The sequence below is a fragment of the Demequina litorisediminis genome (genome assembly GCF_030161615.1).
GTDB classification, from domain to species: domain Bacteria; phylum Actinomycetota; class Actinomycetes; order Actinomycetales; family Demequinaceae; genus Demequina; species Demequina litorisediminis.
This window is the reverse complement of the sequence record NZ_BSUN01000001.1, coordinates 1283396-1302753: the sequence shown is the minus strand read 5'-3', so window position 1 is coordinate 1302753 and position 19358 is coordinate 1283396. Positions and strand designations below refer to the sequence as shown.

At 65.7% G+C, this 19358-nt stretch carries 20 protein-coding genes and 2 pseudogenes; 8 read left to right on the top strand and 14 right to left on the bottom strand.

Annotation, left to right across the window (positions count from 1 at the left end):
• Nucleotides 1–31 precede the first annotated feature (31 nt).
• Nucleotides 32–673: a hypothetical protein gene (locus QQK48_RS07940; RefSeq protein WP_284328088.1), complete on the top strand. Its 642-nt coding sequence runs from the start codon at nucleotides 32–34 to the stop codon at nucleotides 671–673.
• Between the two features lie 369 nt (nucleotides 674–1042).
• The gene (locus tag QQK48_RS07935; RefSeq protein ID WP_284328087.1) at nucleotides 1043–1864 is read left to right on the top strand and encodes a hypothetical protein; all 822 of its coding nucleotides are present in this window, start codon (nucleotides 1043–1045) and stop codon (nucleotides 1862–1864) included.
• A 92-nt stretch (nucleotides 1865–1956) separates the two neighbouring features.
• Here the strand turns inward: QQK48_RS07935 and QQK48_RS07930 are convergent, their stop codons facing one another.
• From QQK48_RS07930 to QQK48_RS07920, 3 genes are all read right to left on the bottom strand, one after another.
• Nucleotides 1957–2403, bottom strand: coding sequence for an ASCH domain-containing protein (locus QQK48_RS07930; RefSeq protein WP_284328086.1), 447 nt, complete (start codon nucleotides 2401–2403; stop codon nucleotides 1957–1959).
• A complete protein-coding gene (locus tag QQK48_RS07925; protein ID WP_284328085.1) occupies nucleotides 2387–3253 on the bottom strand; it encodes a hypothetical protein in 867 nt (288 codons plus the stop codon). The genes QQK48_RS07930 and QQK48_RS07925 overlap by 17 nt, the downstream gene beginning before the upstream one ends.
• 559 nt (nucleotides 3254–3812) lie before the next feature.
• Nucleotides 3813–4481: a GNAT family N-acetyltransferase gene (locus tag QQK48_RS07920; RefSeq protein WP_284328084.1), complete on the bottom strand. Its 669-nt coding sequence runs from the start codon at nucleotides 4479–4481 to the stop codon at nucleotides 3813–3815.
• 438 nt (nucleotides 4482–4919) lie between these two features.
• Between QQK48_RS07920 and QQK48_RS07915 the strand changes: the two genes are divergently transcribed.
• Nucleotides 4920–5912, top strand: coding sequence for a hypothetical protein (locus QQK48_RS07915; protein WP_284328083.1), 993 nt, complete (start codon nucleotides 4920–4922; stop codon nucleotides 5910–5912).
• A gap of 366 nt (nucleotides 5913–6278) precedes the next feature.
• A complete protein-coding gene (locus QQK48_RS07910; RefSeq protein ID WP_284328082.1) occupies nucleotides 6279–7733 on the top strand; it encodes an RNA 2'-phosphotransferase in 1455 nt (484 codons plus the stop codon).
• A 1095-nt stretch (nucleotides 7734–8828) separates the two neighbouring features.
• Here the strand turns inward: QQK48_RS07910 and QQK48_RS07905 are convergent.
• Both QQK48_RS07905 and QQK48_RS07900 read right to left on the bottom strand, forming a co-directional pair.
• The gene (locus QQK48_RS07905) at nucleotides 8829–9377 is read right to left on the bottom strand and encodes a hypothetical protein (RefSeq protein WP_284328081.1); all 549 of its coding nucleotides are present in this window, start codon (nucleotides 9375–9377) and stop codon (nucleotides 8829–8831) included.
• Nucleotides 9378–9544: 167 nt separating this feature from the next.
• The gene (locus QQK48_RS07900; RefSeq protein WP_284328080.1) at nucleotides 9545–10717 is read right to left on the bottom strand and encodes a coiled-coil domain-containing protein; all 1173 of its coding nucleotides are present in this window, start codon (nucleotides 10715–10717) and stop codon (nucleotides 9545–9547) included.
• Nucleotides 10718–11137: 420 nt separating this feature from the next.
• Between QQK48_RS07900 and QQK48_RS07895 the strand changes: the two genes are divergently transcribed.
• The 4 genes from QQK48_RS07895 to QQK48_RS07880 all read left to right on the top strand — a co-directional run bounded on the left by QQK48_RS07895 (nucleotide 11138) and on the right by QQK48_RS07880 (nucleotide 12852).
• Nucleotides 11138–11377 (top strand): hypothetical protein, encoded by a 240-nt coding sequence (locus tag QQK48_RS07895; protein WP_284328079.1) that lies wholly within the window; start codon nucleotides 11138–11140, stop codon nucleotides 11375–11377.
• A gap of 7 nt (nucleotides 11378–11384) precedes the next feature.
• Nucleotides 11385–11720: a C40 family peptidase gene (locus QQK48_RS07890; RefSeq protein WP_284328078.1), complete on the top strand. Its 336-nt coding sequence runs from the start codon at nucleotides 11385–11387 to the stop codon at nucleotides 11718–11720.
• 127 nt (nucleotides 11721–11847) lie between these two features.
• The gene (locus QQK48_RS07885; protein WP_284328077.1) at nucleotides 11848–12306 is read left to right on the top strand and encodes a hypothetical protein; all 459 of its coding nucleotides are present in this window, start codon (nucleotides 11848–11850) and stop codon (nucleotides 12304–12306) included.
• Nucleotides 12307–12708: 402 nt separating this feature from the next.
• A complete protein-coding gene (locus QQK48_RS07880; protein WP_284328076.1) occupies nucleotides 12709–12852 on the top strand; it encodes a hypothetical protein in 144 nt (47 codons plus the stop codon).
• 73 nt (nucleotides 12853–12925) lie between these two features.
• Here QQK48_RS07880 and QQK48_RS19575 read toward each other — a convergent pair whose 3' ends face one another.
• The 9 genes and pseudogenes from QQK48_RS19575 to QQK48_RS21505 all read right to left on the bottom strand — a co-directional run bounded on the left by QQK48_RS19575 (nucleotide 12926) and on the right by QQK48_RS21505 (nucleotide 19105).
• On the bottom strand, nucleotides 12926–13006 hold the full coding sequence (locus QQK48_RS19575; RefSeq protein ID WP_348523775.1) for a hypothetical protein: 81 nt from the start codon (nucleotides 13004–13006) through the stop codon (nucleotides 12926–12928).
• Nucleotides 13007–13016: 10 nt separating this feature from the next.
• Entirely contained in the window at nucleotides 13017–14363 is a 1347-nt protein-coding gene (locus tag QQK48_RS07875) for a DUF4914 family protein (protein ID WP_284328075.1), read from the bottom strand.
• Between the two features lie 28 nt (nucleotides 14364–14391).
• Nucleotides 14392–14454: pseudogene (locus QQK48_RS07870) on the bottom strand (hypothetical protein); the annotation flags it as partial.
• 73 nt (nucleotides 14455–14527) lie between these two features.
• Nucleotides 14528–14818 (bottom strand): annotated as a pseudogene (locus tag QQK48_RS07865) (DUF4914 family protein); the annotation flags it as partial.
• A 122-nt stretch (nucleotides 14819–14940) separates the two neighbouring features.
• A complete protein-coding gene (locus tag QQK48_RS07860; protein ID WP_284328074.1) occupies nucleotides 14941–15915 on the bottom strand; it encodes an AEC family transporter in 975 nt (324 codons plus the stop codon).
• A complete protein-coding gene (locus tag QQK48_RS07855; RefSeq protein ID WP_284328073.1) occupies nucleotides 15912–16220 on the bottom strand; it encodes a hypothetical protein in 309 nt (102 codons plus the stop codon). The genes QQK48_RS07860 and QQK48_RS07855 overlap by 4 nt, the downstream gene beginning before the upstream one ends.
• Nucleotides 16204–17109: a Gfo/Idh/MocA family protein gene (locus QQK48_RS07850; RefSeq protein ID WP_284328072.1), complete on the bottom strand. Its 906-nt coding sequence runs from the start codon at nucleotides 17107–17109 to the stop codon at nucleotides 16204–16206. The genes QQK48_RS07855 and QQK48_RS07850 overlap by 17 nt, the downstream gene beginning before the upstream one ends.
• Entirely contained in the window at nucleotides 17106–18095 is a 990-nt protein-coding gene (locus QQK48_RS07845; protein WP_284328071.1) for a DUF6807 domain-containing protein, read from the bottom strand. The genes QQK48_RS07850 and QQK48_RS07845 overlap by 4 nt, the downstream gene beginning before the upstream one ends.
• Entirely contained in the window at nucleotides 18020–19105 is a 1086-nt protein-coding gene (locus tag QQK48_RS21505; protein WP_431308310.1) for a LacI family DNA-binding transcriptional regulator, read from the bottom strand. Before QQK48_RS21505 ends, QQK48_RS07845 begins: the two co-directional genes overlap by 76 nt.
• Nucleotides 19106–19358: the final 253 nt, after the last annotated feature.

Sequence of the window (19358 nt, the reverse complement as noted above, 5' to 3'; positions counted from 1 at the left end):
TTGGCCGGTCGTGTGGGCCAGCACAACCTATGTGGATGTGTTCGATGACTTCAACGCCGAGTTCCTCACGGGTGACAGACTCGAGGCACTTGAAGCCGTGCAGGAAATGCACACCGCGCGCTGGCCCGACGCGATGCAAGGTGAGTGGGCCGGCTTCTACCTTGAGTACCGATTCGACGAGTACCTCCGCCGCAATGGTGCGAGCCGCCTCATCGAGTTCCAGAAGGCCAAACGCCAAGGCGACCTTGATTACGACCTAGTTTTCAAGAACCGGGGGAAGATTACGTACTACGGCGACCTCAAGGCCTCCACCATCACGTCGCGAGAATCGCCAGGAAACGACGCCGCCGACCTCCGCGCGTGTATCGAGGAGTTTGGCCGATTCTGGTACGTCATCTACGAGCATGAGACGTGGCGAAGCAAGGACGAAGAAGACCTCCCAGTGGTGGAGTGGAACATCTGGCGCCGCATCGCCGGCCACGTCGGACGCGGCGAGTACAACGAGAAGTCGTACTCCTCGCGCTTCAAATCAGCCGTGCGGTTCAGCCGCATGCTGATTCTGGAAGTTAACGCCGCCAACTTCCACGTCGTGCTCGGAGCCTTCAACCAAGGACGCCAACCCGACGGAGCCTGCAAGGGCCGTCAAGGTGATGATCTCCAAACGCAACATTGATAACTTCCTCGTCCATCAAGCAACACTCACCTGATCCGGCGCCCGGCGTAGGTGTCGCTAGTCCTCCGCGCCTTCCGTGCCCGACCGGCCCGATCAAGGCGCCTAATCGCGGATGCGGTCACGCGCACGGCAGACCGCAGTGTTTCTGCCAAGGCGCCTGGAAAGGCTATGCGATCAGTTGAGAGTTCTCCAGCAACGACGGGACCGTGCGGTGGGCGCGTTCACGCAAGCGGGCGAGCCAGATCATAAGCGGCTCCGGAGCGGTGCAGACCCGACGATTGGAGTGTGCGTGGCGACGTGATTAGTCCTAAAGGTATGTGGGGGCTGCGCGGCGCTGGCGGCGCGGGTGTCGGTACAAGGGTGTATCTCTTGGTCGACATCGATGGAGGGAAGAAACAGGTGGCCAGGTCAGGGATAGACCCCGAAATTTTCAAGCAGGTCGCGCTCGCGCTCGATCCCAAGGACAACATCGGACTATGGGACGAGCACAGCGCATTCATCGCCTCCATCCCCTTGTTTCGTCGTGAAGGCAAGCAGATGGTTGCTGCAGTGGCGCAGATGCGCGACCTGCACGAGACGGCCGCTCGTTCCTTCGAGCACTTCACTCCTCGCGGATGGGGCGTGACGAACATCGGTGTGCCGACACAGAAGGATGCCCTAGAGGCGCTCGACCAGTCCGGTGAAGCCGCCGACGTTGTACTCGCAGCGGCGATCGACGGGACCTGGATCGACCGGCCGATCAATCGCATGAAGTATGTGTACAAGGCGCTCTACGGCGAGACTCACCTCGGAACCATCGGTGGCAAGCGCTGGGAACTAGTCCGCAAGGCTCGGGCTCTCCACCTTGACGGGAACTACGACGCGGCAATCCCGCTGATCCTCAACACGATCGAAGGTCTTGTCGCCGATTCGCAAGAAGGCAAACTCTTCTTCACCGGCAGTGATCGACGAATGATCGACATGATCGAGCCCACCACCCTGGTCGGAATGGCGTGTTCGCTACGTGTCCTTCACGCGCTCTACAAGCGGGGCGTGAACGAGACGACAACCGAGTGCGTCATGAGCCGACACGGCATCATGCACGGCCGAGTCCTCGGCTACGGCACCCAAGTCGCCAGCGCCAAGTGCTGGACGCTGTACGACGCCGTCGTCGACATCCTGATCACACGGCAGGGGCGGGTCGTCGTGTGATCGGTCTTACCCTGCCTTTGTGCTCGCTCGCGGGCTGAGCCGAACGCGGGTTAGTTCGCACTGTCACCGATCGGTTCGGCAGAGCCGCTCGTTCAGGCGGCTGCCGGTTCCGCCAGATTTAGGCGCCGGCCCCAGTCGCTGGATCTGAGGAACATCCACTGCTGCGGGGGATTGGGCACTCCCAGGACTCGCATCTGTGAGAGTGAAACAGGTGCTTCCAGCGGCGCAACCAAGTCAAGATGAACGCCTACGGCGTGTGATCTTCCGGCGAAGTACGAGTTGAACTCGTCTTTCGATACCCCGAGTGTCCGTCTCCGTGCTTCCCACAGTTCTTGCTTGGCGCGTTGCTCTACCCGAGCCACTCTCGCGGTCGCGACGATGGCACCTGCGGGCAGAGTGGAGTAAATCGCGATGGGCTGGCCCACGTCCACCAGCGGCTTCGTTCGACGCAGTTCGACGGTCTTGTCGCCAGCAAGGATCCGCTCGACGTACCGAGGCCGAATCGACAGCAACATGATCTGGCTACTGTTTGAGTTCAAACGCCACCTCCATCAGTTCTGTGGCTAACGCTGCGGGCAACTGCCATGGGCTTCGCAACATCATCTTCGTCCCTAGGTCTGACGCCATAACGTTTGCACGGTCAAGCGCAACCGCTCGTGGAAGGGGACGAGTGCGCCCGAAGGTGATGTACCCAACCTTGCCAGACGGTGACGCAGCCTTGCGCACCTCGTCGCGGGTGTAGATGCCGAGCCTGCGGTTCGAGCGAAATGCCTCTTTCCACGGGACGCGGCCGGACGCGGCTACCACGCTCTGAGCGACGTAGGCGGGCGTGTTCTCGCCGCTGACGTACCAAAGCACGCGAGAACCAGCGGGTGGCAGCGCCGTCGCGCCTGTGTAGTAGACGTGTTCGACCGAGATGCCGAGCGAATCCTTGCGCGTGAAGAGGCTCTCGCCGACGCCCAAAAGTTCCCACGCATACTGGGGCCTGATCGGTACGGACCATACGGGTATCGAGGGCTCTGCCAGCGTTAGTGGAGCGCACGCCGCTTCTAGCGCCAAGAACTCTGTCGGTGAAGCCCCGTCGCGCGAGATCTGATCGACGCGCCGAAGGACCTTTGAACCATCCAGCGCATTGCCGGATAACTCGCAGAGCGCGTGGGCGGCATCGGTCGCTGAAAGGAGACCTCGGAGCCGTGGTGCGACATATATGCCCGCCGCTTGTTCAAAGCCTGCCGAGGCGAGAGAGTCGTGTACGGCGGGCGGGAGATGCGGATCGATGACCCTGACCAGCGTGTGCTCGTCGATGGCGGTCGCCGCGCCAAGGTACTGGACGATGTACCGGGCGAGAACATCCTGTAGAGGTCCTTGGGAGACACGCGCCAGGTGCACCGTGACCTCGTTGCCTGCACGCGTGAGTGCGAGGCCGGCGAGTGGCCCGCCCGCTGAATCGCTGAGCGCCCACGCGTGGCCACGGGCCCCGGCCAACATGAGCAGGCTCAAGTCGACGCGCAAGGCTCGCGCTGCTTCTCGCCGACGTAGTCTGCGTTGAGGCGTTTGAGGATCGACACGGCCGGAGCCAGGTCGTCGATTACCTCGAATGATTGCCCGTGAGCCACAGATGGCCAGTACCGTGCGTCACTGCCGTCCGGTGTGAGCTCTGCCGCGAGCCTGGAGAGGACTCAAGATCTTTACTCCTAGGGCTGACGCGGCTCGGCCCAGGCGGCGCTGTGCACGAACATCGCGCGTGACCAGGTATCCGGCGCCAGCCGCCGACGCATACGCCAGGTGAGCAGCGTCAGACTGATCCTGCGCTCTGCCAGGAGCCCGCTCGGCTTTGGAGCGAATTACCTCACGTGCCGCATCGAGAGCGTCCCGAGGCGGATGCACGAGCGGGACACCTTGTGCTCTTTGTATGAGGCGCTTCCGCTCCGCGGCCTCTGGGTAACGGTCAAGGCTCACGAGGGAGTTCGGGGGTCACCATGAGGACCGCTCCGCTCTCCTGGGCTTCGTCCAACGCCGATTGAGTAAGTAGAGCGTCCGCATTTGCATCGTCGCTATAGAGATCGATAAACACATTCGCATCGAGCACAACAGGGACGCCGGATGCGGAGGTTTCATCCAATGCGAATAGGTCGGGATGTCCATGATCGAGCCACCACCATGTAATGATGTGCGGCTCCTTGCCGCGGCCCGGCTGCTCGCCCCGAGGCACGAAGTCGAGCTTGGGCCAGAGTTCGCGCGCGGGAAAGTCCCGCCGACAACGCACCAGGACCCCCGATAGGTCCTCCGTGCGCCTTGCGACCTCACCAACGAGTAACCGCGCGAGCCCGCGATCGCGGGCCTCGTTGGCTACCGCGAGGTGAGCCAGCGCAGCGCGATGTTTCCCGCGGCGAAAGGAAACGAGTCCAACCACGCGCTCGCCACCGCCTGGGGTGCTGGCAGTCGCGGCGATGAGCCCGCGACGTGCCGCATAGTCTCGCCAAGCCACACGGCTCATGATTCCCAGGAACTCGCGATTCGAATCCGCAAGTGCGACAGTTTGCTCGAAGAGGGGAGACTCTGGCGAGACCTCGTGCAGCACGAACTCCCCATTCACCGGGTCGTCGCGCTTGCTCACGAGGCTCAGCGTGCCAGGCGGTTACGCGCCGCTCACGACGACTCGCCACGTGACCTGATGGTCGGGAGACAGCATCCATCACGATGGAGGCTGATCACGATGCCCAACCCTTGGCCCTCGCGGCCCGACAGCCCCGGTCGACCAATCTCGGGGCATACTCGGGCTTGGGTCTAGAGTTCGATCAGGACGCGGCGATGCGCCGTAGAGGCAGTTTACGTGCGTGGTTGGACAGGGGGACTCGTGCCAGTACCGACTCCCGCCGATGTTGCCCGACTCCACAGTTTGCCGCGGGTGCGACTCGACCCGGAGTCGACGGAAGCCATAGAAGCGCTTCTGCGTAGCCTCGCCATCGCTCCGACTCGATCGTTGCAGTCGCGCCTCTCGTCCTCTGGCTCAGGCGATGTTCGATTCGCTTCGCTGCTTGAGTCTGCGCCCCTAGTGACCGACCTAGTTCGCGAATGGAAGGCGGCGCTTGGCGCCGACCTCTCAGTTGCTGAGGCTCTCCACTTTGAGGCGCTTTTCGCTGCAGGCGCGGCCGACATCTCGGAGGCCTTGCCACCCAATATGTCGTACCTCAAGACTCTGCACACAATCCGTGAACGGGCCGCGCTCGCGCTCTATGACTATGCGCGCGAGATCAATTGGCGGCGCCCTGTGCTGTTCGTGCGTGCGCTGGCGGTCGCGCGCGGGTACTTGCGTGATGTCGTCGGCCACAGCGACCTTACCTCCGCCGCGCGCCGGAAGGAGTTCACTGGTCGGCTTGGTGTCGCCACTGTTCTCGCAGCCAGGTTCTCAACTGCAAGTCCATCAGAGGTTTCCGAGGCGATTTACACGCTCACGGAATCGTTAAAGCAGGGCAACGACCCGGCCTCTGCGGTTCCCTACTTAATTGAGGCTGCGGTGCTCCGCTTCGACATTGAGCGTGACCCTGCGGCGCTCCTGTCTCAGGTTCGGTCCGCTACCGCGTACATGTCAAAGCACGACTACGAGTGCACGCCCGCTGCACAACTGGCATCGTGCGATGCCTATTTGAGACTCGCGTCGGTCGCTAGGCCCAGGGCTCGCCAGGCGGCAATCGAGCAAGCGGCTACGTTTCTGCAAAACGCCCTTCGAAACAGCCCCGACTCTGACGACGCGGTGCGAGCGTTGTTGCTAGACGTGTTGATCGAAGCTTGCAGAGTCGGTCCTGAGATCCTGGATGGAGATTCGATTCTTGGCCTCAGGCTCCCCTTTGGAGCGCGCCTTGACCCGCCCTCAACGCTCTTGAAGACGCTAGCCGCGGCGATGGCCGCACGAATCAACGATCGAGCGCTGGCGGGGGATCTGCTAGCCCGGGGCGTTTGCGCAGACCTTCTCACACTCTCAAGCGCTGAAACGCAAGTGGAGCAACTGCGCACGGCAGTGGACCTCCGCAGAGGTAGTGAGCCTTAGCCCGGGCCTTAGGGACGATCGGTCTGTGTTCCTCGGCGCACGTGACGGACTCTTGCTCGCACGACTGGACGGCGACTCGATATCCCGCTCGCGCATCGTGGGCGAACTGATTGCGCTGGCTGGCGTGGAGAGCGCCTCGCCAACCCCACTCTTACTTCTAGCACAGGACGTCGAGATATCTGGACCCGTCTCTTTGCCGGAAGGCTGTCCTGATCCGGACAGCGATGTCGCCTCGAAGGTTCGGAGCGGTGATGCCCGAGGTCTCATGACCTCGCCGGCTTGCGTTCAGTCGATAGTCCCGATCTCTCGGTCACGCGACTTGGCGGGCGGAGTGACGTCACGACGGTCGCTGATTATTACGGCCTAGTGACTGAGAACTTCACTATCAAGGTAATGCGAGCGGAGGGGGTCGAGCGTGAGGCGGCGCGGCTCAAGGACCTGCGTCAAGCGATTGACGAGGCCAATGCTGGGGGTGAGTTCGCGCTCCCCGAGCACCTCGCAGAGTTGGACGTAGGCGACGGCAATCGGCGTTGTCTGAGGCGCTACGTGCCCGGCAACTCGGCGAGAATCGTCGTGGAACGCGAGAGCGTGCAGCGCGCGGACGCCCTGCTCAAGCGCATAGCGGCGTTCCTCGCGCTCATGAATCGCGTGGAGAGCGCGAGCCCAGAAGGTGTTAGGCGCGGGCTCAAAGAGCGGGAAGTGGGGCGATGGCTACGTGCCATCGGCGAACGTTCGCACATAGAGGCGTTCGAACAATGGTGGAGTCTCGTCTCGGGCGTAAAGCCAGTACGACGTCGTGACGCCCACCTCGACAACTGGGTGCTGACAAGTGACGGATGTGTCCTCGCGCTCGATCTCGAAGCAATAGGGTCAAGGCCGGCCGGCTACGAGTTAGCGCAGGTCACCGACGACGCTCCGCTGCTCGCGCCAGGCGACTGGCGGCGTCGCAGGGAGATCTTCGATGCATACCTCGCCGGGCTTGGCCAGCAAAACGTAGCCGACATCACGGCACTTTGGGTGAGTTATCAGGCAGCGGTGGCAGCGAGAGCACTGCGTCGCCTCACGCTCGACAACGCGAGCAGCGATGACCAGGCTCACGCGCAGGCAACGCTCGAAGGGCTTGCGGACAACGTTCAGCAAGCGACGTTAAGTGATTGGGCAAGACGCGTACTGACTGCGTGGCGGCGTACGAGGGGCTTGTCGGACCTGAAGTCAGAGGAGTTGGCGATCAGTGACCACCGTCGCATAAGGGTCAGCAGGTCGATGGCGTACCACCTACGTCATGGCGAGATGGTGAACGTCGACGGGGAGGGGTGGGCTTCAGTCGCTGATCTGGCTTGTGCAATCGCGAACGGGGTCACCGAACGAGAAGTTGCGATTGTTGCGTCAACGCTGTCAGACCCCCGGTTCGAATTCCGCGATGGACTTGTGAGGGCCAGGTACGGCCACTCGCGAACGGTGACTCTGGATGACGCGAAGATTGCGTTCGCCGGTTCCCCTCCGAGAGCCTTCCACGCAACTTCGACCTCAGGCGCAGCCCGCATCTTCGATGCGCGTGAGGGGCTACGCCCGATGTCACGGATCTTCGTACACCTGTCGAGATCGGCCCCCGAAGCGATTCGCGCAGGAGCTCGGCATGGCTATCCCCTCTTACTCGTGACAGATGGACGCCGCGCGCGTAGCCTGATCTCTCGAGGTGGCCAAACCGTAGTCGCGCCGCGCCTCGGATTTCGAGAGATTGCAATCGAGACGCTCGCCAGTCACTGGCCCTTGCTGCCTCCAATAGTGGCTCAGCGCTTGCCCAACGCCCGGAATGGCTGAACTTGGAAATCGGGACCGGCCTGATTGAGTCATCGTCCCGCTGAAAAGGGCCGCGACACCAGGACGTTCACGAGCGGACGGCAACTGCGGGCGGTGGGCGCTCGTCTTGGCTTCATTTTCGTATGGGAGTAGTCGCGCGAGCATGTTGCATTCTTCAGTGCGTTAACGCCCAACTTTGTGCAATTGGGGGCTGCCCCAGTTTGGCTGATGTCTGAACTTAGAAGATTTGCCCTCACTGGAAGGTTGCCCTTGAGGCCAAGCCCCACGCGTGCGTTCCGTTCTCATGCAGAGCCTGACGTGGGGTGACGTGAGAACACCGGACTCAAGGGGCGTCGTCGGGAATCGCAACTAGAACCCGTAGAGATGTTGGCGAGCGCTGAACGCTTCGCGCCCTCCTTCAAGTAGGTCCTCTGCGATGCTCCTAACCGACGGTCGGTCGAGCGAGCCAATCCCGTTAGGTACGACCCAGCCCCTGTCGCCGTTGCCTTCCAACGTCACGACCAGGCTCGGCGTCGCCGAGCACAGGTACATTGGCGTTATGGGTACTGGCGATGATCTGGCGCGTTCCCTTGCTCGCGAAGGCGCGCCACGACGCCCGAATAGACGAATCTGTTGTCCAGATCGTCTTCGGGTTGGTCAATGACGAGAGGACTCTCCGACGCTCCGAGCAACAGGAGCAGTAACGCTGTCGCACGTTGGCCCTTGGAGAGGTCCTCGCCTTGCGTAGATCGGCGCCCATCCCTTTTGGTGCGATGTTGAGTTGGACTTCCACCGCGAGGCCCACAGATATCTCCTCCAGTTCGCGGAAGAGGGGTTTGCCCAGAGCGAGAAGTTTTCTCTGCTGAGCGCCCGTGATGCCGTACTTCGCGATCTCAGATTCGCCTGCCCTAGCAGCATCCACGAAGGCACGGGTAGAGAAGCCTAGCGTCTTCGATCGCCGCAATCACTTGGTTGCGCTGACCCTTGAAGTGCCGCATGACGACCTCAGCCAGCGCGGCTCGATCGGGGTTAGCAACAGGCTTGACCACTACGGCCTTCGTAGTAGCCCCGTTGGCTCTCTTGATAGCGTCCTTCAACTCCTCCGCTACGGCGTTGTCATTGTCTGCAAGCCCCTTGAGGAGATCTCTGCGCTCGGTGAGTAGGCTTCTCTTGCTTCTTGCTGAGTGTCTTCTTGTGCTCGGCGCGCTTCGTCAGCGTGTCGAGTCGGGCCTTGGTCGCGAGGTACTCGTCGGGCCTGTGCCCCTCTTCAATGAGTGTCCTAAACACCTCGTTTGTCGACTCTCGATCGGGCTTGACAGCCTCGTTCCAGGTTGCGGCCGCGGTGTCCGTGGTCTGGCGTGCAGTCGTCAGGGCGGAGTCAATACTGTCCAACGCCGCGAGTAGGTCGGCTGCAGCCTTGTCTAGCGCTTCGGTCACTGGCTTCAGCAGGTCTTCACGGCTACTTCCAGCAATGCCAGGAATCTCGACGGTGAGCCGCTCTATGGCAGCGAAGTCGGCGTCGGCGATGACAGTGTCACAGTGGTCGAGCCGATCCCTCGCCTCTGCGAACACCCCTTCTTCAGACTTGAGTGTCGCGTTCTCCTCAAGCCGGCTGCCGACTTCGCTGTCAGCAAACTTCTGTGCGCGCTCTTCGAGGCGAGGCACTTCCTCAAGTTCGGCCTCAAGGTCTGACTGGTGGCGCTCGACCCTTGCGAGTCCCTCACGATTTTCACGTAGGCTTCCTGAGGATGGCAGGGCGCTCCTTGACCGCCTTGGGTTCACCTGCGACGCGCCCGACCATTTCTGCCATACGCGTCTTGTCCTGCGCGAGTTCAGCCAGGCTCGTGTTGGCCGAAGATCTCGAGGGAGCCCACGATGTCTCGTGGCATTTGGCTAGTTGCCGTTCCGGCGGCGTCCCTAACGATTGGGGGATCTGGCACGGTCCGTTCGATGGTGAACCGACCCGGCTCCGGCGAAAATACGTCTACCGCTAGAGATATTCTCGTTGCCGTCTGGACCACATTCTTGATGACGTCGGAGTGATCCTTCTGCGCGGCTGACCCGATCGGAGCGATCCCAAGAACATAACGAATGCTCTCGACAAGCGTGGACTTGCCGGTTCCACGCCCACCGATGACTGTAGTCAGGTCTTCGGCAAGCGGAACCTTCTGACCATCGAGGAACCCGCCGGTCCAAGAGATCTCACGCAACAGCACCCTCGATCTGCTCGAAGGGTCCGTCACACTTACTCGTGTCTCCGGTGTTCGCAATGCGTGCTTGAGCCCGGCGAGCGACGGTTCCGACATCTTGAACCATGTGGTGGCGCCCTCCGTCGACAAGGTGTCGGGGTGCATGATGTCGTCTGCATGTATCGCAATCAGCGGGTGTTCCCGCTCGTACGGAGACTTGTTTGCCAGGATGTTTTCCTGGTCCTTCGCAGGAGGCATCCCAGGCGTGACTCCGAGCGCATGGATTTCTTTGTGGGTGATCATTCGCTGCAGAGGTGCACCCACCGCGCGATGCAGGAGGCCCGAGTTGGAGACGTTTACGTGCGCTGGAATCACTAGCGCGCCACGTTCGCCCATTGAAGTAACGATCTCGCTATAGGGCTTGTCAGCCACCCCATGGGGATCGTCCTGCGGCATGCCGCATACTCCCATCGCAACCGTGATGTCCTCGATCTTGGTTCCTGCTTCAAAGATGACGAGCAGATGCACGCCCTCAGAGGTGATTGCCTCGAAACCGGGGAGGGCAACGATATCTCGTGCCGTGGCTGCGGCAACGAGCCCTGCAGCGGACGAGGCGCTCCAGTGATCTGTGACGGCGAGAAGCGAGATGCCCAGCGCACCGCATTCGTCGAGGAGCGCAGAGTTGTATGAGGCTTCGTCTAGGTGACTGTTGGCTGGCGATGGGTTCCCTTGGTAGTCGTATGGATTCACCTGAAGCGCGGCGCGCACCCAACGTGCCCCCGTGGGCGCTTGTGTCTCGACGTTGATGTCACTCACCCGTGTATCCCCTGGCTATCCCCCGGCGCGCCCAACGGAAGAGACGGCCTGGACGTCAACTTAGCAGGGCCGATGCGCAGAGGCGGGGGATTCGGCGTGGTTCGGCTTGGGCGCAATGGTGCCTGCAGGTCGCAAGCGCCACGTGACGCGCCTGCCCGGCTAGTGTGGGGAACCCGTGGGAAATCGCTCAGCCCGCCGTGGGAAATGGACAGCGACCACGCCGCATCACCCCAGGTACATGAATTTGCCGAACTACCCACGTGAAGAAGTCCCCCGGGAAACCGGGGGCCTTCGCTGTTCTCTGGTGCCTTCGACGCCGATGCCCGCAACCCTCACGGGAGGCGCTCCCGTGCCGATAAGGAAGAGACCCCTGCCGTGATGTGAACGTCACGAGTGTTCCTCGACCCGATGAACAGGACGGTGAGCGCCGTGATCCTCCCACTGAGCCTCCAGTCCCGCATCGCCGAGATCCAGACGCTGTCTCAGGGGCTCACGCCCACGCCCTCGGCGGTGGCCGCCACGGCATCGGTCCAGCCGGCGATGACCGTGGCCTCGCTGACGGCCTCAACGCAGTCTGTCGACTTCGCGACCGTGTTGAGCCAGGCGATCATGCCGCTTGCGCAGTCCCCGTCCACGCCCGAGGCGAGGCTCCAGGGGTGAGGCACTGGTGCAGGCCGCATCGCAGTATGTCGGCACCCCCTATGTCCTCGGCGGTGAAACGCTCGACGAGGGCGGCCTCGACTGTTCCGGCCTCGTGCAACTGTCGCTCTCCGCGCTGGGAGTCACGGACGTGCCACGGGTGGCGCGTGACCAGGCGACCATCGGCACCGCCGTCTCGTCACTGGCGGAGGCGCAGCCGGGTGACCTACTGGTGTTCGACGGGGGCACGCACATCGGCATCTATGCCGGCGACGGCGAGATGATCCACGCATCGTGGAGCAAGCAGTCCGTGGTGCGGGCAGACGTGTACGAGACACCGACGGCCATCCGCCGCATCGTGTAGGCGCGCGCCGGGCGGACGCCGTGCACCGGGCCGTCGAGCATCGGCGCAGGTAGTTCGGTGCGCGAGTGGTGTGGCGGCCCTCACTTCACGCTTGCCGATGCCGCGGCGATGCGCCCACAATGGGGTAATGGCGGACGTCGGGCTTGACCCAGTGCAGTGGCTCCGCAACGCCGAAGCGGAACTCGCGAGCGACCCCACGCTCGACCTCACGGCGCTCGCGCGCAGGACGGGCACCACGGAGGACCAGGCGCGGACCCTCCTGGGCGCGCGACTCGTGGGCCTCCTGCTCCTCCCCACGGCGCAGCGCCGCACGGACCTGTCGCCCCGGGCATCGCGCCGGCTGCTGAGCGCCCTCCACGCCGCCGCTCACGCCACGCCCCGTGCCCTGACCGAGGCCACGTACAGCGCGTTCGTGACGAAGTCGCGCGAGAACCTGCCGTCATCGTCGGAGATCGTGCGCACCTTCGGGAGCCTGGGACAACGCCCTCGTGGCGGCGGGAATCCACAACGACTCGTCCGCGACCCGCCGCGCTGGCGCATGGTCGGAGGACGCCATCGCGCGCGCCGTCGCACAGTTCGTCGTTGAGCAGATGTCGCATTCGCACGTCCTCTATCAGGTCTGGGCGAAGGGGCGGCGGTGGCTGCCGTCGATGGCGACCATCCGTCGCACTCACACGTGGGATGCCGCTCGGGAGGCGGCGATGCGGCTGCTGTACGAGGATGATCATTGGGCCGAGCGCTACGCCGAGGCCATTCGCGTCGAGGTCGACAGGCGCGTCATCGAGTTCCTGGTCGAGGGGGCCGCACCACCGAAGAGACCTGAGGACACTCCAGCCAGGCGCCTCATCGTCGGCGAGTCCGTGCCGATGGGGACGTCATCCGAACGAGCGAAGGATCGCGATGATGACGGTGCAGGGAAGCGTAGGTCGCCGGCGGCGGCCATGGAGTCAAAGCCTGGACACTGGTGGCGGTGGGCATGGTGTGCGGCGTGGTGCCTGGCATCGCCCTCGTGTGGCGGAGGCCCCGCACTCCCCTGTCCACGCGCCTGCTCGTGACGGCGGCCGCGGTGCCATGGACGCTCTTCCTGTTTGGCATTGCCACGGCGCCCACGTCCTACACCGTCACTCCGTAGCGAGCGCCCTGGGAGTCGCTGAGTGCCCGGTTTCGGCGGAAACCGGGCACTCAGCGACTCGTAGGAGACGGTCCTAGAGGTACATCGGCGTTAGCCCCTCGTAGTCCTCGATGGAACCGTCGCGCAGACACACCTCGATGATCTGGCGGCCCAGCGGGTCAAGGTCATCGCTCAGGAACTTGCGCAGGCTCGGCCTTGAAGAAGCCCGTGAGGATGGCGCAGCCCGCGTCGTAGGCCTCGATGCCCACCTGCGACTGCGTCTCGGGCCTCAGCAGCGTGCGCCTGACGGGCTGGCCGTCGAGCGACACATCCGTGGGGGCGTACCCGAACAGCGCGCAGCGCGCGGGGGCCAATTGGTCGGCGCGCATGCGGCCGCCACCCTTGCGGGCTAGCCATTCGCGCGTGAGCCACTCGCCGGAGAACCCCACTTTGTAGGCGCCGATGTGCTGGTTGGGCGTGAGGACGTACCGGGTGCGGTCGGAGGCGACGATCTGCTGCAGCAGCAGGTTGGCTGCCGCGACCTGGGTGCCCGTGGCGAACGGCCAGTACGAGCCGACCCCCTCGGAGACCATGCCTCCGTGCTCGAGGGTCTTCACCGCATCGGCCGCCTCGCCGATCGACGGGTTCTTGTCGCCACGGGGCGCGATGAGCCTCCACAGCCAGGCGATGGCCGGTGGCACAAAGTGGGTCATGCCCATCACGCCATACGTAGGGTTGTCCCTGGTACATGCGGGCATACGGACCCCGAAGGTGCGCACGTCGACGGGCTGAGGCTCGTCGATGACGTCCTCGATCATGCGGCGGGGGATCACCACGCGCGGGTTGGGGCAAGGCTTCCCGTTCGAATCCAGCGTGTGCTCCCACGGCAGCACCGTGGCGTCGGGAACGCCGTCGATGTTGAAGAACACGAGTGGGGTGTCGGGATGGATCACCGCACGCTCGAAGTGCGGGTCCTCGCCGTACGTCTTCATGCCGTCGACGCGCACAAACCAGCCGTCCTCGGCATCGGCCACCACGAGGCGCCCCGAACCGTCCTGGATGTCTCGATGGCACAGGGTCATGTCATCGGTCACGGGTGACAGGTCCGAGGTCTCGGACAACGTGATGAGGTAGGGCTCGTCCGTCACCACGTTGGTGCCCAGCAGGATGCGGCCGTCGTCCTCGCGGCGAAGGTCCTGGCACATCTCGGACTTGCCGCCGCCCGACGCGCCCTCGTGCATGACGACCGTCTCGTTGTCGTACGGAGTCGTGACGCGCACGGACGAGGCGTGGGCGGTGATCCACCCCTCCTGCTCGCCAATGTCGAGCAGCACTGAGAACACGCCCTTCTTGGCGCTGGGCCCCGGGTACAGGTTGTAGGCGAAGATCTCGTGCAGCGTCTCGGAGCGGTCGTGCACCACCACCTGCTTGCCGTCGAAGTGGCTGTGGCGGAACGGCGGCGCCACGTACAGGATCGAGCGGGGCGTGAACTCCCCCAGGCTCGTCGAGCGTGACCCAGCCCTGAAGGTCAACGAGAGCGGTCGCGAAGAATGCCGCGTTGACCGGGACGATGGCGAGCGACGGCGAGCCATACGTGAGGCCACCCGCCTTGAAGGGCACCACCACCAGGTCCTGCTGCGCGAGCCACGCGAGGGTGTCCGCCCGCGTGGAGTCGAAGCCTGCGGCCAAAGCGGTCGGCAAAGCGCGTCTTGTCCGTGGGACGGTCGTCCGCGATCACCATGCACTGGGGATCTCGCCTGCGCATGTAGTCCTCGGGGTAGTTGACGGCCATGCCATTGCGGCAGCGCGTGACGGTGGCCTCCGTGATGACATCGCCGTCCACGTCGTAGTCCACGGAGAACGTGGGGCCACCCTCAGGGCCCAGCGACAGCGTGTAGAGCTCCTCGCGGGTACCAGGGACGATGACGGATGGGGCGGCGTCGAGCGCGGCGCGGACCTCGGGGTCCAGGGCGATCTGGTCGAGCATGGCGGCCTCTTTTCGGCAGGGATCACGGCTTGGCGTGAGTCTGCCGACGCAAAAGAAAGAGTAAAAGGGACGTAGGTCACGGGTCTGGTCTCTGCCAAGTCCCGCGCGACGTTGCCTCCCGCTTAGACCAGCGCCGATACCGCGATCAACACCGGGCCGGACAGCGCCGTGGTCAGGACGCACGCTCGCGAGGCCACATCCACCGCGCAGCGGTAGCGGTTCGCGTACACGACCACGTTCTGCGCCGTGGGGAGGGCCGCCATGGACACCACCACGGCCAGCGCCGCGTCGTCGAGCCCCACCGCGAGCCCCACGCCCCACGTCAGCAGGGGGTGGATCACCGCGCGCGCGGCCACGGTCAGCAGCATCGGCCCCGCGAGCGACGTGCGGGTGCCTGCCGCGGCATCGGCCAGCCTCACGTCTGAGGAGAGCGACATGCCAAGGGTGAGCAGCGCCAGCGGCGGCGCGGCGGCGCCCACCAGGTCGAACGGAGCCAGGGCCGCCTCCGGCACGCTCCACGGCAGCAGCGCGAGGACGAGCCCCGCCAAGGTGGCGAGGGTCAGGGGATTGAGGACGGCCGATGCGAAGGCGCTGCGCCGTACGGGCGCGTCCCCGTCCTGGGTGACGGTGCGTACGGTGGCGACCGGGTGTGCATCGGCGGCGCGCCCCAGCACCCCGAACGCGATCGGAGCCATGACGAGCAACTGCAGCAGCATCGTGGGCACCACCGCCAGCGCGTCGCCGAACAGGTACACCGCGAGCGGCAGGCCCAGGTTGCCCGCGTTGATGTACGAGCCCGAAAGCGCCGTGATGGTGGCCCGGCCCGCGGGCAGCCTCAGCCCCCAGCGAGCCACCACGGCGAGTACAGCCGCCAGCGCCAGTGTGGTCCCCCAGGTGACCGCCGCGCCCGCCGAGGCGAGCGTGGCGAGATCCGCCTTGGCGACGGTCGCGAGCAGCAGGCACGGCCCCGCGATCGAGAAGGACACGGTCGCGAGCATCTCGCGGCTTCCCGCGGGCAGGATGCCGCGCGCCTGGATGAACCAGCCGCCCGCGACCACCGCCGCCATCGTGGCGATGGCGAGCAGGACATCGCTCACGCGTGGGTCCAGGGAGCCCCGAGCTCGGCGAAGGTTCGCTGCTCGGCGGAGACCCGCGCGCACCACGCGCCGATGTCATGCACCACCGGGTGGCGGTCGTCGCCCTCGCCGGCCCAGGTCACGTGAGCCTCGCCGATGGGGCGCGGGTCGTTTGCCGTGCGCACCGCCTCCATGACACGCATGAACGCACCCGTGTCGCGGACATCGCACGCGAGCGGCCGCGAGGGGTCGCGGCGGGCGGCGATGAGGTCGGCAAGCAGGTCGTCGCGCGCGTACTGCTTGGAGAGGTCAACGGTGGGGGTCACGAGCCGCACCGTATCGTGCTCGTACTGCAGGCTCGATGCGTCCTCGCGTCCCGTACACGGTGATGGTGGCGGGCGTGCGCTCGGGGGCGCACAGCGTGAGTCCGAACCCACAGCGGGTCCCGTCCGAGGTGACCACCGCGACGGCCGAGGTGTCATCCGCCTCGATGGGGTTGGCCCGGTACAGGTCCACCATGACGTCCGCGACGTCGGCACTGTGGGTGGCGCCAGCGATTCTGAGCCCCGTGGCGACGGCGTGGGCGAGGGGGTTGGTGACGACGCCGTCCACGACGTCACGCCCGTCGAGGGTGCGCCTTCCGGCCCACGGCGCCCGCGCCCAGTAGCCGGCGGTGCGCACCCAGGTGCCGACCGCGCCCACCCCCGTGACGTCGCCGATCTCGCCTGCCGCGATCATCCGCTCGATCGCCGCCAGCGCATGCGAGCCGAACGTCTGGAAGCCCACCTGGCACCGGCGCCCGGTTTCCTCCGCCACCGCCACGAGTGCGGTGTGCTCCGCCAGTGACGCGGCGGTCGGCTTCTCCAGCAGCACGTCGACCCCGGCCCGCATCGCCGTTGAGGCCAGCGGCAGGTGGGTCGGGATGGGTGTGGACAGCACGACGATGTCCGGCCGTACCTCGGGTTCGGGTGCCGAGAGGAGGTCGCCGAGCGTAGGGAACCATGGCGCACCGGTGCCCGAGGCATCGGACCCATGGCGCGGGCCACTCGGACCACCGGTGGCGGGCGCGGCCGCCGCCTCGAGCGGACGCGGGTCTACCAGGGCGCACAGGCGTACGGCGCCGGTGGCCTCAAGGTCGCGGATGCGCCTGAGGTGCGAGCCGCCATGCCCATGGATACCTACGAGGGCGACCGCGACGGGCGTGGCGCCTGTCACCGGAGGTCCGCGGCGTCGGCGGCGAGCGCCGCAGCCTCCTCGGCATCCACTGCCCGGTCCAGCAGCACCGTGGTGAGGCCGACCTCGACCGTGCCGCCCGGCGGGATCTCCAGCGGAGCGTCCCATGCGAGCGACGGTCCCGCGCCGGGATACTCGGAGGCGCGCACAAACCACGGGCGCGGTTGGCCATGCTGCACCGCCAGCCGCCTGGTGGTGGCGCCCTCGTGCTCCTGCACGAACGCAAGCCACGGCGAGCGCGACTCGTGCGCCGCCTCCTCGCCCTCGCCCGACGCGCTCAGCACCAGGGCCGATGCGGCGGCAGGCAGGCGCCAGAACCACCCGCCGTAACCCGCGCCGGCGCGGCCGTTGGTCGCCGGAGAGCCGATGGTCACCGCACCGTGGTCGGCGCGCAGCACGCTGCGCCAGGACAGCGCCCATGCCTCGCCGGACGCGAGCACGTGGGCGCTCAGGCGCCGCGATTCCTCGACCTGGGGCGCGCCGTGGTGGTCGAACCAGCGCACCGCATCGTGCAGCACGTGAGGGTCGGCGTCCCCCACCAGCGGGCCGGTCGACGCCTGCCTTCCGTGGTTCTTCAGGAGCGTGGGCCCCACGTCCCTGACGTAGGTGCGGCCACCCCAGTGGCTGGTGCCGTTGACGTCAGGCACGGCGAGCGAGACGCCGTAGTGGTGGCGGTGGTCCACCGGGGCGGCATCCGTGAGCACGGTCCCGGCGAGGGTGTGTACCGGGTGCAGGTAGGGGCGCTGCGCGTGGACCTGCGGCAGGCGCGACCCGTCCTCGTAGCGCGCGAGCCGTTCACCCGCGAGTTCCAGCACCACCGCGTCGCCGTCACGCCGCCACACGGGGGCAGAGGGCGTGGCCGATGCGGCGGCGAGGGCCGCAGCCGACTCACCTACGGCATCGGCCGGCTGGGGTGCCGGAGGCGCGGGCGTGGGGGCGAGGCCGCCCTCGGCGACGCTGCGTGGCACCGGGCCGGAACTGGCGCGTACCTCGAGCCGAGGCTCAAAGCGCGTGTGGGGGAGGTGCGGCCGGACTGATTCTCGATCACTGCGTGAAGGCTCCTGCCATGCGTGCCTGCCGAGTTCGAGCCTGCGGGACGGCGGCGGTGGTGAGGGACGGCGTCGAGTACTGCGCGAGTTCGATGTCGTCGAAGCCGGTGACGGACATGTCCTTGGGAACGGCCACTCCGGCCTGGTTGAGGGCGGCCAGCAGGCCGAACGCCACGAGGTCGTTGAAGGCCACCACAGCCGTGGCACGCGCGGCGAGGACGGCTTCGAGTGCCCCGTAGCCCGCGGCGACGGTCGCCCCGGCGGCGATGTCGACGATCTCGAGGTCGGGGTGTGCGGCCTGGACCTCGCGCAGTCCGTCGCGGCGGTGGGCGTCGGAGAAGCCTTGCGGGCGGGCCAGCGAGGTAGACCACCCTGCGGTGGCCGAGGCTCACCAGGTGGGTGAGGACCGCGGCCATGCCGGTGCGGTAGTTGACGGTGACGCTCGGCACCGCGGGGTCGGGGCTCTCGCGGTTGACCAGCACCATGGGGCTCGCCTGGCGGATGAGGGCCGCGAGCTGGTCCTGCGGCATGCGAGGCGAGACCATCACGAGGGCGTCGCAGCGCAGCCGGGCGTCCAGGGCAATCTCGGCCTCGTCCTCGGGCTTCTCCGCCGTGTCCGCCACCAGCACCCGGTAGCCGTGGGCCGCGGCGGCGTCGGTGATGCCACTGAGGACGTGCTGGAACATGGGGTTGGCCAGGTCGGGTACCACCAGGGCGACGGTCTCGGTGCGCCCCAACGACAGGGACCTGGCCACGTTGGACGGGCGGTACTGGAGTTCCTCGGCCACGGCCTTCACGCGGGCCGTGATGGTCTCGCCCACGGTCGAACGGCCGTTCATCACCCGCGACACGGTCGCACGCGACACACCTGCGGCCTCGGCGACGTCAGCGATCGTCGCGGCTGCTGGCCGGCTGGTGACCTTGGGCATTGCCCCTCCAGACGTTGTCCCGGCGGGAGTGCCGCTCCTCGTTGAGCGGCCGCCGTGGCGGGAGATGGTGTTGCACTACGGCGACGGTACACCATGGGCAACCGGTTTCTCGTGTGGTAGGTTCACTTTCGGAAAGCGGTTTCACGATGACGTGAGTCGTGTGAAGCCGGCGAGATCAACGATGATCCGGAGGGTTCCATGGTGATCCACCAGAGCCGACGCCACGGTGGCGTCGCAGTGCCAGGGGGTGACG

What these genes read in the sequence shown, in the direction of transcription:
- QQK48_RS07885 (WP_284328077.1), top strand. Translation starts at nt 11,848, where the DNA reads ATGGCGGACGTCGGGCTTGACCCAGTGCAGTGGCTCCGCAACGCCGAA.
- QQK48_RS21505 (WP_431308310.1), bottom strand. Translation starts at nt 19,105, where the DNA reads ATGCCCAAGGTCACCAGCCGGCCAGCAGCCGCGACGATCGCTGACGTC.